Here is a 14,050-nt window from a genome sequence, read left to right as displayed (position 1 = left end):
TTTTCTGCCACTTTTCCCCAGTTGCTAATTATTACGAGTCCGGGTTTGAAAATAGGATCAGTATTTGATTCTGCCACTTCAATCCTGATTTCAGTCAGAATCGATTTTCCTGATTGTTTTCCAGTCTCGCTTCACTACCATAGTTTCGGAAACTCATCGGAAATCCAGACTCCTGTTTGAAGAATCTTCTCATCACCTGCTTACTGTTATATTAAGCCCAAATCATGACCTGGATGGAATGGTACAACACGCTCTCCAAACCGGACTGGACGCCGTCCCCGGGAACCATCAGCCTGATCTGGCAGATTCTGTATCCGATCATCCTGATTTCCTTCGGGTACGTCTTTTACCAGACAGCACGGCGTCGCTATCCTGCAGCGACAGCAGTTCCGTTCGCGATTAATCTCATTGCCAATCTGAGCTTCACGCCTCTGTTTTTCGGTTTGAGAAATGTTCCGCTGGCCACACTGGATATTCTGGTCGTCTGGTCTACAATCCTCTGGATAATCTACAGGATCTGGCCTCGCTCCCGATGGGTCGCGTTGGCTCAGATCCCATATCTGATCTGGGTTTCCATCGCCACGACGATCCAGGTCAGTATTTTCTGGATGAATTGAGGAGCCTGGCAGTCTGGTGTCAAAAACAAAATCACAATCATCGATCAAGCTGGGGCTCTGTTGTCAGTTTCTGGAAGAACCGATCAAATTTCGAAATACCACTGTCAAATCCAACAGCCAGATGGAACGGACCGCCGCCCTGGAGAAACTGGCGCGACTCTGTCGGGAAAATGCAGAGGCACTCCAATCGTCGCTGGAATACTGTGCCGAACACAACATCGGCTGCTTTCGCATCAACAGTCAGATTCTGCCCCTGAAAACTCATCCCGAGTGTGGCTACGACATGCAGGACCTGCCCGAGGGGAAGGCAATCGTCAAGCTGTTCAAACAGTGTGGCCAGTACGCCCGCGAACATCATATTCGCACCTGCCTTCATCCCGACCAGTTTGTGGTACTCAACTCCCCGCGCGTGGAAGTCGTTGAACGTTCGATAGCAGAGCTCGAGTATCAGTCCGAAGTGGCAGAATGGGTCAATGCGGATGTGGTCAACATTCATGGAGGGGGTGCCTACGGAGACAAGGAAAGTGCCCTGGCTCAGTTTGCGGAGAACTTCCAGCGTCTCTCGAAACGGGTCCGCAGCCGACTGACTGTGGAAAATGACGACACGACCTACACTCCCGCGGATCTGCTACCGCTCTGTCGAAAGATCGGCATACCGCTGGTCTACGACGCGCATCATCACCGCTGTCTGCCTGATGAGCTCTCTGTTGAAGAGGCTACCGAACAGGCAATCCAGACCTGGGATCGCGAGCCCATGTTTCACATTTCCAGTCCTCTGGAAGGCTGGAAGGGACCGAAACCCCACCGGCACCATGATTTCATCAATGTGCGTGATTTCCCTGATTGCTGGAAAGACCGCGAATTGACCGTCGAAGTCGAAGCCAAAGCGAAGGAACAGGCGGTGCTGAAACTGATGCAGTCACTCTGCAGAAGTAAAAACTGATTTTCGTGTTGTCAGACAGAAGCCCAGACTGATCAGAAAAATCAGCCATTCACCGGTCGCCAGTGAGTACGTCGTCGCGCCGATTCCCTCGAACAGGAAAAAACTGGCACAACGAAATAAGACCAGGCAACCATGCACGATCACACAGACCGTCAACGCATACCGCGTCACTCCGGCCTGCCAGAGGGGCCAGAGAAAGATCAGACCTAAAGCCAGTTCCAGACCGCCATACACCACCAGGAATTCCGACTGCCCGGAGCCTCCCTCCAGCGTAAAGCCCACCGACTGGGATGTGGATGCAGGGGTGATCGCACACCAGGCTGCAAGCATCAGATACAGCCCACCTACCAGGGCCAGCCAGACTCGAATCATCAGTCAAAACTCCTGTGTATTGAGGATACGCTGAATACTCCGAGAATAGACGATCCTCGTCCAATGGTCAAACTGAGGTGAACCTGGTCGCGTTTCCGACTGTCTTATTCGCAAGGTATTGCAGCCGATGAGGGTCTGCGCGGAATCCCAGTTGGTGCCTGTTTCTCTCTGCGTTATTTTAGCTCAAACTCGATTCACCTGAAAGTCGATATTCCACGACATGAAATCCATCATCACACTTTGTTGTCAGATCTGTTGTCCAGGAACGGCTTTCGTTCTTTGGGAGAGGGTGTGTTGATTGTTATCAAAACCTGATCAGATCTGATCAAAGTACCATATCTCATCCAAAGGGTTGAAAGCCATCGCTTTCAACCCTTTTTTTATTGGCCTCGTTTCAATCCCGGAAGGGTTGCTGTAATGAATAGTGACGCATGGATCACCGTGTGTATTGTGGGTTTCTTGTTTTTCTCGCTGTTAAAAAATCTGGCTCCCCCGGACCTGTTGTTTCTGAGTGCCACAACCATCCTGGCAATCCTGGGAATCATTTCTCCCCAGGAAGCCTTCGTCGGATTTTCCAACTCCGGAATGCTGGCGGTCGCAGCCCTGTTTGTGGTTGTGGCCGGGCTGCGTGAAACCGGTATTCTCGATCTGATCGGGCATCATGTTCTGGGTCAGACACGCAGTGAACGCAGTGCTTTACTCAGGCTCTCGGGCGTTGTGCTTCCGCTGTCGGCGTTTTTGAATAACACGCCGATCGTCGCGATGTTTGTTCCCATAGTCATCGATTGGAGTCGTCGGCACCGTATTGCCCCCTCCCGCCTGCTGATTCCACTCTCCTACCTGGCTATTCTGGGAGGCACCTGCACCCTGATCGGCACTTCAACCAACCTGGTGATTAATGGACTGATGCTGGAAAGTGGATTATCGGGTATGTCACTTTTTGAAATCGGAAAAATCGGTGTCCCCTATGCCTGCATTGGGATCGCTTACCTGTTCTTTGCGGGACACGTCCTGCTCCCTGAGCGTCTGGAACTGCTGGAACAGTTAAGCGAATGTCAGCGGGAATACCTGGTCGAAATGGAAGTGCAGTCCGGCTGTCGTCTGATCGCCCAGACTATCGAACAGGGCGGCTTACGCCAGTTGCCGGGCCTGTTCCTGATCGAAATTGATCGCCGCGGAAAGATTCTCTCCCCTGCAGGTCCCGAACAGATTCTGGAAGCGGGCGACCACTTAATCTTCACAGGCATTGTCAGCAGTATCATTGAACTGGAAAAAATTCCCCATCTCATCCCCATTGCCGATCCAGACTACGAAATCTCGCCCCGCAAGCAGCGTAGACGCCCGCTATGTGAAGCTGTGATTTCCGCCACCTCGCCCCTGGTGGGAAAATCCATCTGCGAGGCCGATTTCCGCGCCACTTATGGAGCGGCCATCGTCGCCGTTCATCGCGCCGGAAAACGCATCGAACAGAAAATCGGTGATATCAGTCTGCAAGCGGGCGATACTCTGCTCCTGCAGACTCCGCTTCATTTTCTGCGTGCCTACCGCCACGATCCGGCATTTTACCTGATCAGTGATGTCAATGACTGGCGTCCCATCCGGGCAGACAGAGCCTGGATCGCCGCCCTGCTCTTCTTCATCCTGATGGGCCTGATGATTTCAGGTGTCATGCCGGTGGTACTCTCCACCATGCTGACCGCAGTTCTCATGGTTCTCCTGGGCTGTCTCTCTACCGGTGATGCCCGTCGGAGTATTGAATGGCAGGTGCTGATCACCATTGCCGCAGCATTTGGAGTCGGCACAGCTCTCCAGAACTCCGGTGCCGCTACCGAGATTGCCAGTGCGTTTGTCTCCTCAACGCAAGCCTGGGGACCAATCGCGGCCCTGGGGGTAATCTATCTGCTGGGATCGATCCTCACAGAACTGATTACCAATAATGCTGCTGCTGTTCTGTTATTTCCGTTTTGCCTGGAGACAGCCCGACTGTATGACGCCAGTCCGCTGCCGTTTCTCATTGCCCTGATTCTCTCTGCCTCCGCCAGTTTCATGACACCGATCGGCTATCAGACCACCCTCATGGTCTATGGCCCGGGCGGCTATCGCTTCTCTGACTTCATCCGTATCGGCACACCCCTCAACCTGCTGCTCTGGATCACCGCGGTGATCCTGGTTCCCTGGATCTGGCCATTCTGAGACGGGCAGTGGTATGCCCTCCATCGACTGTTATAATAGACTGGTATTCTCTCGGTTCAGGGATGTTTTATGCTGGAAAATATTGCCTACATTGTCGCAGCCGTCTTCTGCGAAATCTATCTCATTCTGATGATCCGTGGTCTGTTTTCATCACGATCACAGGGACATCAATTTTCACACCTCAAGAATCTGGATTCTGCCATCGCAAGTTACAGCAAGCTGATTCAAAAGAATCCTCGCGATACCAAATCCTACCTGGCACGTTCCAGCGCTTACATCCAGCAGGAGCGCCTGACAGAGGCACTTTCCGATTGCGATATGGTCACACTGTTGGAGTCAGATAACCCTTATGCATTCTTAAACCGGGGTGCGATTTATGGTCTACAAAATGAGCATGAGAAATGTATCGATGAAACAACCCGCTGTCTCGAATTAAAACCCGATACACTCGATGCACTGATCAATCGCGCCCATACCTATGCCCGTCTCGGAAACATTGATGCGGCACTGAGCGACTTTGCTCGGATCATCGAACTGGCCCCTCGTAACCCGGATCATTACTTTGAACGGGGTAACTGCTTCCTGAATCTCCACAAGTATCCAGAGGCGATTGCAGACTATACACATGCGTTGAAACAACGCGACAAAACCTGGGAGTATTATTACCGCTGGGATTGTCACCAGAAGCGCGGAATCGCCCATACAAAACTGGGACACTTGAAACAGGCACGTGAAGATTTTGATCTCGCCTTAAAACATTGCCTCTTCCACGAGGCCATTCGACTCGACCCACATGACCTCGACAACTACATCCTGCGGGGAAATCTCTATTACTATGCTGAACAGTATCAGAACGCCCTGCGGGACTTTCTGCAGATACAGAAACAGACCACGCTTACTCCAGATCAGCAGACCATTCTGGGATTCTGTTACCTGAAGCTGGGTGAAGTGCAACAGGCAAAAGCCATCTTCAGACAGGCACTGGAAAGTAATGTTTATAATGCAGACATCGACCAGAACCCCGGTGATCCCGGCAATTATCTCGATCGTGGCATACTCCGGTTTGAACTGCAGGAATATCAATCAGCGATTGACGATTTTAACCACGCCCTGAAGTTGGGTGAGAAGTCCGAAGAATTACTGGCTGCACGGGGATCAGCCTATCTGAAACTGGGCAAATATGACCTGGCGAAGCAGGATTATGAAACCGCACTTTCGCGCGCCCCCGAATGCCCGACCACTTATATTTGTCTGGCCTGGATGCTGGCCACCTGCCCGGAACCACAATATCGCAATGGCCCGAGAGCACTGGAACTGGCGCACCGCAATCTGGAGTTACTTCCTGAAATAAACTGGAACTCCCTCAGTGTAGTCGCAGCCGCCTCTGCGGAGTCCGGCGACTTTGAAGGTGCGATCAAGTGGATCACCCAGGCCATGAAATTGGCCCAAAATGAAGATAAAACAGACTGCGAAAAACAGCTGCACTATTATGAAAGAAATCAGGCCTATACCGATCTCGATCCATGATGCGAGGTGTTGTTACTCCTCAGTACGTGATATCCATCGTTTTTATGCGACTCTGGCTTGAATCTCCACAGGGTAATTTATTACAAAAAGCCCCCGTCAGTTCTCCTGTTTCAAATAATTTAAAATCAACTCACACGGATGTGATCACGACATGACCAGCAACACGTTCTCGCCCGGCCCGACACCGGATTCTGTCAAAGCCGCTGATGGTTCAATCCATACGGTTCCCACAGGCTGGACCTTGCTCCCTCCCGGCGACGCCGGTCTGACGCGACGAGTCAAAGCAGCGGGGGAATTCTGGAGCGTACAGGAAAAGAAAGGCCGGCGAACCTTTTCGAAAGGGATCTGGGCGCCCGCAGAAACCATCACTCAGATACAAGCCGACCTGGCAGCAGAGCGTGCCACTCCCGCCTATGCAAAAAAGCAGGCTGCGGCTGCCGCACGCCGGGAACAGGAACAGTCCACCTACGTAGACGATTTTCTCACTGCGGTACTGTCTTACCTGGACTTCCACCCGACGCATGAGCAGATCGCCCATCAGATGGCACAGGCAATCACGGCTCACGCTACCCCCGTCGGCAGCGGAACGGTGGCCCGTACAAAACGGATCCCCCTGGAGCAACGTGCGGAAGCAGCTGTCATCGCCTGGATGCGGCACCAGACAACCGCTTATGACGAAATGGTCATTCCGCGTGTGAAAGGAAAACGACGCGAAGTCCGGCGAATGCTGGCCCGTCGTTCCAAGGAACTGCTGAATGAGTATCGCAGCCCTTCCACTCCTCCGACAGACTGCCCCCTGCACCGCGCCCTTGCAGAGTGGGAAGCCGATGGTTTAAAGTGAAGATTGTCAGGTCACTCTTTCCGAGCAAAGCCCTCATAAACGAGAGAGGCTGTTGTCAGGTAGTGAACTGTGTCATTCCGGGTCCGCCAGAAGGAGCAGTATAATGAGTCTGCAGCAACTGATCGAAACAGCCTACGCAATGGTCGCAGACGACAAGGGCCTGCTGGCCATGGACGAAAGCACGCCCACCTGCCACAAACGGTTCGCGAAACTTGATATTCCCCAGACCGAAGAATTCCGACGCGATTACCGCGAACTGCTGGTCACCACCCCCGGCCTGAATGAAGCGATCAGCGGCGCGATTCTGTATGATGAAACCATCCGCCAGCAGACTAAAGACGGCAAGTCTTTCGTGCAGGTGCTGCAGGAGGCCGGCATTATCCCCGGTATCAAGGTCGACAAAAGCACGACTTCCCTGGCGGGATTCCCCGGAGAGAAAATCACCGAAGGGCTGGATGGCCTGCGGGAACGACTCGCAGAATACGTAGAGTTAGGCGCCCGGTTCGCCAAGTGGCGGGCCGTGATTACCATTGGTGAAGGCACACCCTCAACCGGTTGTCTGGAAGCCAACGCCCACCTGCTGGCACGCTATGCATCCTTGTGCCAGGAAGCCGGCCTGGTCCCCATCGTGGAACCGGAAGTTTTGATGGATGGGGCGCATACTCTGCAACGCTGTTTTGAAGTGACCGAACAGACACTGCGACTCGTCTTCGCCCAGCTCGCAGCACAACGGGTGCTGCTGGAGGGCATGATCCTCAAACCAAACATGATCGTCCCGGGTCTGCAGTGCCCCAAGCAGAATTCCGTCGAGGAAGTCGCCGATGCGACAGTCAGCTGTTTCCGACGCGTGGTCCCCGTCGCGGTTCCCGGCGTCGCTTTCCTCTCCGGCGGTCAGTCAAGCGAACTCGCTTCCGAGCGTCTGAACATGATGAATACCAAGTACAAAACCAAAGTTCCCTGGGCACTCTCCTTCTCCTTTGCCCGCGCGATTCAGCAGCCCGGCATGGAGATCTGGGGCGGAGATTCCGCGAATGTCGCAGCGGCTCAGAAATCGATGTATCATCGTGCCAACTGTAACCGCAGTGCCCGACGCGGAGAATACAGTGCCGAAATGGAATCGGTGACCGCGTAATTTTTAACCGAATGTAAGGAGACTCATGACCGTGAAAACCGGCCGTTATCGACATTATAAAGGAAACGACTATCTCGTTATCGGAGTCGCCAGACATAGTGAGACCGAAGAAGAGATGGTCGTTTACAGTGCGGATTACGGCCAGTTCGGTCTCTGGGTGCGTCCCAAGGAAATGTTTCTGGAAAAAGTTGAGGTCGACGGACGCGTCGTTCCCCGCTTTCAGTTTATTGGTCCCGAGTAGACTCTATTCGGCTTCCGCCTGAATGTCGGCTACACCATCGCGACCCACGTGCACATGGATTACGTTGGGATGACAACAGACCGGACAGTCTTCTACGTATTCCTGATCGGCCCCCTGGGAAACATCAATCGGGATGACGATTTCTTCACCGCACGCATCACAAATATAACTGGCTTCTTCCTGCATCGCTCGGGTCTCCTGTTACCTTATTTGACGAAGCACAACAGTCGCATATTCCAATCTGCTTCATGCTGGCCTGGTTGCATTATACACCGTCACTCTGAGTAGAAGAGATGCCGATCTGAAAAAACTCTGGTGGTGTTCTGGATTCTGAAAGAAGTCTGAACAGATTACCCGGAATTCTATCTAATTGGATTCAGCGTTGTTAATATAATGCCAGTATCGGGTGACCGCTTGCGGTGCACTCACAAGGTACTTTGTTTCGAAGATTTCCTCTGGACTTCTCCCGAAATGATTTCATCCAGCATTCCTTCAGCGGAGAAGATTCCCATGGCGAATAAGAAACAACAGAAAAAGAAAGATCGCGAGAAACGGGTCGCTAAGAAAAAGCACCTGGAGAGCGTCAAAAAGAAAACCCAGGAAAAAACAAGCGAGGAATCGAAACAACCGGTTCCCGCTCGTACGAAAATTATGCAGTCAGCCGTTCCCAAAGGCGATCAGGGCGCGAAGGGCAATCAGAAGAACACGTTCATGCATAGACGGACCGGCGGCTGATAAGCCGGAGTGAGTCACAGTCATGCGAGAAGTCCTGCCTCGACTGCTCTGGATCGGTAATGCCCGGGATGCACGCGACTTTAATCAGGTCCTCGATCTCGGCATTACCGCAGTCATAGATCTGGCACGGGAAGAGCCGCCCATCAGCTATCCCCGTGAAATCGTCTACTGTCGTCTTCCCCTGATCGATGGTGACGAAAACCAGACTGTGGTACTGCAGACCGCTTTGACCACCGCAGCCCGCTTCATTTCGACCGATCTGCCAACACTGGTCGCCTGCAGTGCCGGTATGAGCCGCTCCCCCGCAATCGTGGCCGGGGCACTGTCGCTGGTGCATGACTGTCCGTTTTCCGAAGCACTCCAGCAGGTCGCTGCCGCAGGTCCCTGCGATATCGCTCCGGGACTCTGGAATGAGATTCAACGGTTGCTTGAGAAAACGGAACCGGGCAGCTAATCAGGTTGCTGATACCGCCCCATGAAATAGATCAGCCGAGTCTGACGATCCCGGATCAAAAACAGAAACGGATGATCGGCTCGAAATACTTTGGGAGGTTCGGGCTCCATCGCACCAGCTCCGGCCATCATAATCGCAGTCACAGCTGCTGCCTCTATCCCTGTTTCATTGACATCAACAAAAGTCTTATGCAGCACCGAACCGATAAACAGACCTTCCGGATCATCTGAGATTCCGGAAAAGTCTGCTACATTCAATTTAAAAGCCTGCTGCATCCCTAAAGCTTGCAGAGGCGCATTCAGCTCATATTCCAGCTCCAGTTGAAAGCGGGGCAGACTGACAATGACCTCACGGTAATTCGTACTCAGCCACTGATTGAGCGTCTCCGAATTCAACTCCGATTCCACTGTTTGCAATGCCCCCTGCTGGCGAGGCAGAATGATGCACATGCTGAAGTCGCTCCCCCCTCCCGGGATTTCATGTGCTACCATATGAAAACTGCCATCTTCGGCTTCGACTGGCTGAATGATGGAATTCTGCTGACGATAAGGCAATTCCAGTACCTGAACCAGTTCATTTTCGTAATAGCCAAAGGTATTTGTCTGATGCATCATCGGAACTGGCGTCTGCTGCTCCGCCGAGATGTGAAATGGTTCATCCCGTGTCAGTTCCGGATCGAACTCATCCTCCCAGCCCCCCTTGAAGTAGATCGCATTCACCAGGATCAACCGCGTCAGTTCATTAAAACTCATGGGAGATACCAGCTCTGTAATCTTGCCGCGCGTCTCCTGGCTGACCCACTGATTGATCTGAGCTGCCGCATCTCCAGGATTCCCCTGAAAATCGACGCTCTGCAAACCGCCGCCGTAATACTCGCGAACCGTATCCAGAAACGGAGCGAGAAATTGATAATCCGCCTGCCCCCAGAGCTGGTTGGCAACGTTCAGCTCCACGCCTCCCGTACGGGTCTCAGTCAACAAATGGTGAAACGATTCATGCAGCTGCTGTCCTTCTTGAGTCAGTCGCAGCGCCCGTTTCATCTCCTCCGCGGTTTCCCCGCGGGCGCCTGCGAGTGTCATCGCGAGCGCAGTGGAAATACTGGCCGGCGAAAAGAACAGGTTTCCGGAATTGACCTGTGACAGTTCAGCGAACAGGGCACAGGCAAAACGGTTTCCATCATCGACGATGGTGCGCAGTTCACAATAGCGCTGTTCGGCACCGATTTGACGTTTCTGATCCATGAGACTTACTCTTCCAGTGGCTGGCCATCAATCAGCTTCTGCATCTGCAGCTGCAGATGTCCATCCGGTTCGATTTCTACCGCCTGTTTGAGGAGCGCGCATCGTTGTGACGTGTCTCCCCAGGTGGCCAGAGCGGCGACCGCCATCTTGCGATTGCGGATCACGGGGCTCTTCAGTCCGGCTTCAATCAACGTTTTTCCCTGTCCCGGGAAACGACGGAGTTCCTGTAAAATATAATCGAGGCAGCCATGCTGTTTAAAGTCATCGCCCACTCCCGGCGCATCACCGGGTCCACTGGCGATTCGGTCGAGATCCAGCTGCTGTTCCGCGAAGTCCAGAACCTGTGTCAGCTGAGGTTCTTCACAGACCAGCAGCAGATGAAACCAGCGTCCAGCGTCGTCCGGCTGCTCCTGCAGTCGGTCCCAGTGATAATCCCAGGTTGGCAGCTTTAAAACCCGCGCCGCCTGATTTGCCTGGAAAAACTCATACTCATCTTCGCTCTTCAGTCCCTGTCTGACCCGGGTCTCCCATTCGGGACGCTCCAGGATCCGTTTACACGCCGCCTCTAATCTCTGTCGACATTCACGGGACCAGCCCCGTTCACTGCGCACATCCCAGTCGGCTTCCTGATTGGAGAGATAGAGTTGAATTGCGCGGATGTGCAGAAAATCATCCAGGGTTACAGGCGCTTCCTCAATCTGCTGGAGATATAGTTCGACCGCCGCTGCACCATCATCGTAGTCGTCCATATCTTCAGCGGGACCGCCGTTGATCAACGCTTCAATCAATTCGCCGGCTGCGGTCAACAATTCTCGATCCTGAGTTGAATTATGTAACGCGGGCAGCAGACCGCCGGTATTAGCACAGATATAAGCCAGGTACTCTGTCAGCACGGAATTACGGAATCCCTCACGAAGCAGCCAGTCCCTGATTTCTTCGTTCTCAGTTTCTGCCAGCCGCTCGACGATGTGGATTCGTCCCCAGCCAAACACGTTCTGCGCCAGCTCCCACAATGCCTGCTCACTGTCGTCCGCAACGTTTGTCAACGCCACAGCACAAAACAGCGTGAATTCATCGTGCCGTCCCAGGATATGAAACAGCTCCGAATTTTCCTCGACCTGGTAGAGCCCCAGCAGCGCGATTCCGAATTTGACCGTTTCCCGGTCCGTAGTCTCGGTAGCAAAAGAATGTGCCAGTTCGTACAGTCGATCATGTTTAAGCTGCGGTTCATTCAGCAGGCGCGTAATGACCGCATCTATCAACGCCACAATGTGCTCTTCCACAATGTGCTGATAGAGTCGATATTTGTTGATCGCCGTCGGTTCTTCGCAACAGGTCAGCAGCAGCCAGATCGTTTTCTCAACCCGTTCCTCTGAGTCGCTGCCCCCGTATGATGAGTCATGACTCCATCCAGGGCGCCTGCTGCCCAGCGCAGCTCCAGGTCTTCGTTCACCCGTTCTTCATCGGGCAACTGATAGCCTGCTTCCACGAGACCGGGCTGCCCCGAAACGATATGCAGACAGAGATGATCGTAGATGGAGGGGCGAATATCCCAGGGCAGCGTTTCGGGGAGCTCGCACGCATCGTCACCCTTTTCCCCGGAATTCTGATCGAAAGCAACCATCCTCTTTTACACTGTCCTCTTTTAACACAATATCACAAACGACACTTCCGTATATCATTTTAATGTAATAATGGGTTCATGACACGAACCAGCAGCCTGCGGTTCATGAATTTATGAACATTTAAAAAAGAGGTTTTAATGATGTGTACAGAGATCAGTCAAGGCGGAATGCCCACTTTCAGGAACTCTCTGTTCAGACTTTCGCCACCGGGGAAGTTGTCCCCAGTCCCACGAGAATGGATTCTTCCAGATCCTGGCCACTAACCGGCCTGGAGAAGTAATAGCCCTGCCCCAGGCAGCAACCCAGATCCTGCAGAAGTGCCAGCTGTTCGGTATTTTCGACCCCTTCTGCAATCACTTCCAGCCCCAGCTTTTCGGCCAGGATGATCAGTGCGTGAATCAGGGTGACCTCACGGTCCCGGTCCGATTTCTTGACGAATTCCCGATCCAGCTTTAAGGCATCGATGGGAAAATCACACAGGCATGACAGTGAAGAGTACCCGGTTCCGAAGTCATCGACGTCCAGTTTAACTCCCAGTTTTTTCAAGCCATTCAGGGTGGCAATCGAGGCCTCCCGGTCGTGCATGATCATACTTTCGGTCACTTCCAGGTGCAGACATCCTGCAGGCAGCCCATGTTTCTGCAGGGCCTGTTCAACCACGGAAATCAAAGTCGGATGTTCCAGCTGTTTCCGTGAGACGTTCACATGCATATTATCTGGTGCGTGCTCGCCCAGGCGGTTCCGCCAGTCGGCCAGCTGTCGACAAGCTTCATCGATCACGAAGTTACCAATGGGAATGATCATATCCATCTCTTCGGCGACCGAAATAAACTCATCGGGAGGAATCATGCCCCCCACCGGATGGAACCAGCGAATCAGCGCCTCGACGCCCCGCAGTTCCTCTGTTTCCAGATCAATGATCGGCTGATAGAAGAGCGTCAGTTCATTGCGTGACAACACATCGCGGAGCTCATTTTCCACATAGAGCCGCCGTTGCGCCTTATCCCGCAGTACGCGGTCGAACACAACCGGCCGATCCAGCTTCTCCGCTTTCGCTTCATACATCGCCAGATCCGCATTACTCAGCATCTCGCTGGCAGAACTTACGGGATGCTCGCTGGTCACGATCCCGATACTGGCGCTGGAGTAAATTGTATATCCGCCCAGATTGTACGGTTCAGATAAGGTGTTGATCAGCCGCTCCGCAACCCTGGTCGCATCCTGAGGCGATTTCAGATTCTCCAGCAGAACGACAAATTCGTCACCGCCAAGTCGGGCGGCCTGGATCGTATCTGTAGCTCGTACCGATTTCCGCAGGCGAACTGCAATTGCTTCAAGCAGTTTGTCTCCGACGTCATGCCCCAGGCTGTCGTTGATCAGCTTAAAGCGATCAAAGTCCATAAAGAGCAGCGCATAATGTTTTTCCGGCTGACGATCAATCACTCGCTGGATCGATTCCAGAATCGAAACGCGGTTTGGCAGTCCCGTCAGGGGATCATGGTGCGCCAGGTGCTGCATCCGCTGCATCAGGTGTTTCTGTTCGCTGATATCAATCCGCAGCGCAAGGTAGCCATTGATCTTGCCCTGATCGTCATACAGTGGCACGATCGTGGTATTCACCCAGTACAGCGAACCGCTTTTGGATTTGTTACAGATCTCTCCCCGCCAGACATTTCCCTGCCCGATGGTCCGATACATCTCACGAAAGAATTCATCAGTGTGCTGTTCGGATCGCAGGATACGATGGTTCTGACCAAGCAGTTCCTCGCGGCTGTAGCCCGAGATCTGGCAGAAATTCTCGTTGACATCCAGGATCTTACCCCGCACATCGGTCATCGCCACGATCCCCGCCTCATCGACGGCGTCGCGAAATGCCTGTAGATAACTCAATTCGGAGTTAAGATCTGTCAATTTGATGTGCCCTTAATTCAGTGTCGTCCCCCACATGGGCGTGCTACTGAATCTAAAACGGTTGAATACTCGGCTTTGCTCTGAATTCCTTTCTTTCAGTTTCGCTGTCGCATTCACTGGTACAGCGATTCCCTCCTGACGTGCGTTGAAAGTTTAGGCCACCCCAGCAACAACTTAGGTGAAATACGGGGGAATTGCACGATTCAAGGATACGATTA

General features: G+C 53.0%; 15 protein-coding genes. 9 read left to right on the top strand and 6 right to left on the bottom strand.

Features of this window, described 5'->3' with window-relative positions:
* Positions 1–224 precede the first annotated feature (224 nt).
* Both F1728_RS23740 and uvsE read left to right on the top strand, forming a co-directional pair.
* Positions 225–617 (top strand): TspO/MBR family protein, encoded by a 393-nt coding sequence (locus F1728_RS23740; RefSeq protein WP_155366146.1) that lies wholly within the window; start codon positions 225–227, stop codon positions 615–617.
* Positions 618–633: 16 nt separating this feature from the next.
* Positions 634–1,560, top strand: coding sequence for a UV DNA damage repair endonuclease UvsE (uvsE, locus tag F1728_RS23735; RefSeq protein WP_228030320.1), 927 nt, complete (start codon positions 634–636; stop codon positions 1,558–1,560).
* Here the strand turns inward: uvsE and F1728_RS23730 are convergent.
* Positions 1,537–1,932, bottom strand: coding sequence for a DUF4345 family protein (locus tag F1728_RS23730; RefSeq protein WP_155366144.1), 396 nt, complete (start codon positions 1,930–1,932; stop codon positions 1,537–1,539). The genes uvsE and F1728_RS23730 overlap by 24 nt on opposite strands.
* Positions 1,933–2,349: 417 nt before the next feature.
* On the opposite strand from F1728_RS23730, the gene F1728_RS23725 reads away from it, so the two are divergent.
* The 5 genes from F1728_RS23725 to F1728_RS23705 all read left to right on the top strand — a co-directional run bounded on the left by F1728_RS23725 (position 2,350) and on the right by F1728_RS23705 (position 7,866).
* The gene (locus tag F1728_RS23725) at positions 2,350–4,125 is read left to right on the top strand and encodes an SLC13 family permease (RefSeq protein WP_155366143.1); all 1,776 of its coding nucleotides are present in this window, start codon (positions 2,350–2,352) and stop codon (positions 4,123–4,125) included.
* 69 nt (positions 4,126–4,194) lie between these two features.
* On the top strand, positions 4,195–5,652 hold the full coding sequence (locus F1728_RS23720; RefSeq protein WP_155366142.1) for a tetratricopeptide repeat protein: 1,458 nt from the start codon (positions 4,195–4,197) through the stop codon (positions 5,650–5,652).
* A 151-nt stretch (positions 5,653–5,803) separates the two neighbouring features.
* On the top strand, positions 5,804–6,493 hold the full coding sequence (locus F1728_RS23715; RefSeq protein WP_155366141.1) for a DUF2293 domain-containing protein: 690 nt from the start codon (positions 5,804–5,806) through the stop codon (positions 6,491–6,493).
* A 103-nt stretch (positions 6,494–6,596) separates the two neighbouring features.
* Positions 6,597–7,625 (top strand): class I fructose-bisphosphate aldolase, encoded by a 1,029-nt coding sequence (locus F1728_RS23710; RefSeq protein ID WP_155366140.1) that lies wholly within the window; start codon positions 6,597–6,599, stop codon positions 7,623–7,625.
* Positions 7,626–7,650: 25 nt separating this feature from the next.
* Positions 7,651–7,866 (top strand): DUF1653 domain-containing protein, encoded by a 216-nt coding sequence (locus F1728_RS23705; protein ID WP_149339041.1) that lies wholly within the window; start codon positions 7,651–7,653, stop codon positions 7,864–7,866.
* Between the two features lie 3 nt (positions 7,867–7,869).
* Here the strand turns inward: F1728_RS23705 and F1728_RS23700 are convergent, their stop codons facing one another.
* The gene (locus F1728_RS23700) at positions 7,870–8,052 is read right to left on the bottom strand and encodes a CPXCG motif-containing cysteine-rich protein (protein ID WP_145042380.1); all 183 of its coding nucleotides are present in this window, start codon (positions 8,050–8,052) and stop codon (positions 7,870–7,872) included.
* A gap of 324 nt (positions 8,053–8,376) precedes the next feature.
* Here F1728_RS23700 and F1728_RS23695 point away from each other — a divergent pair, with 324 nt between their 5' ends.
* The gene (locus F1728_RS23695) at positions 8,377–8,601 is read left to right on the top strand and encodes a hypothetical protein (protein WP_145441943.1); all 225 of its coding nucleotides are present in this window, start codon (positions 8,377–8,379) and stop codon (positions 8,599–8,601) included.
* 22 nt (positions 8,602–8,623) lie between these two features.
* The gene (locus tag F1728_RS23690) at positions 8,624–9,055 is read left to right on the top strand and encodes a dual specificity protein phosphatase family protein (RefSeq protein ID WP_155366139.1); all 432 of its coding nucleotides are present in this window, start codon (positions 8,624–8,626) and stop codon (positions 9,053–9,055) included.
* Here the strand turns inward: F1728_RS23690 and F1728_RS23685 are convergent.
* The 4 genes from F1728_RS23685 to F1728_RS23670 form a co-directional block, all read right to left on the bottom strand.
* A complete protein-coding gene (locus tag F1728_RS23685; protein ID WP_155366138.1) occupies positions 9,052–10,296 on the bottom strand; it encodes a serpin family protein in 1,245 nt (414 codons plus the stop codon). The two genes, F1728_RS23690 and F1728_RS23685, sit on opposite strands and share 4 nt — an antisense overlap.
* A 5-nt stretch (positions 10,297–10,301) precedes the next feature.
* Positions 10,302–11,564, bottom strand: a complete 1,263-nt coding sequence (locus tag F1728_RS23680; protein WP_155366137.1) for a limonene hydroxylase — start codon at positions 11,562–11,564, stop codon at positions 10,302–10,304.
* A 68-nt stretch (positions 11,565–11,632) separates the two neighbouring features.
* Positions 11,633–11,920, bottom strand: a complete 288-nt coding sequence (locus F1728_RS23675; protein WP_155366136.1) for a hypothetical protein — start codon at positions 11,918–11,920, stop codon at positions 11,633–11,635.
* Positions 11,921–12,113: 193 nt separating this feature from the next.
* Positions 12,114–13,832: a putative bifunctional diguanylate cyclase/phosphodiesterase gene (locus F1728_RS23670; protein WP_155366135.1), complete on the bottom strand. Its 1,719-nt coding sequence runs from the start codon at positions 13,830–13,832 to the stop codon at positions 12,114–12,116.
* Between the last annotated feature and the right edge of the window lie 218 nt (positions 13,833–14,050).

This window comes from Gimesia benthica (genome assembly GCF_009720525.1).
Classification (GTDB): Bacteria; Planctomycetota; Planctomycetia; order Planctomycetales; family Planctomycetaceae; genus Gimesia; species Gimesia benthica.
Note: the sequence above shows the minus strand (reverse complement) of the source record. Positions and strands in the feature narration are given on the sequence as shown.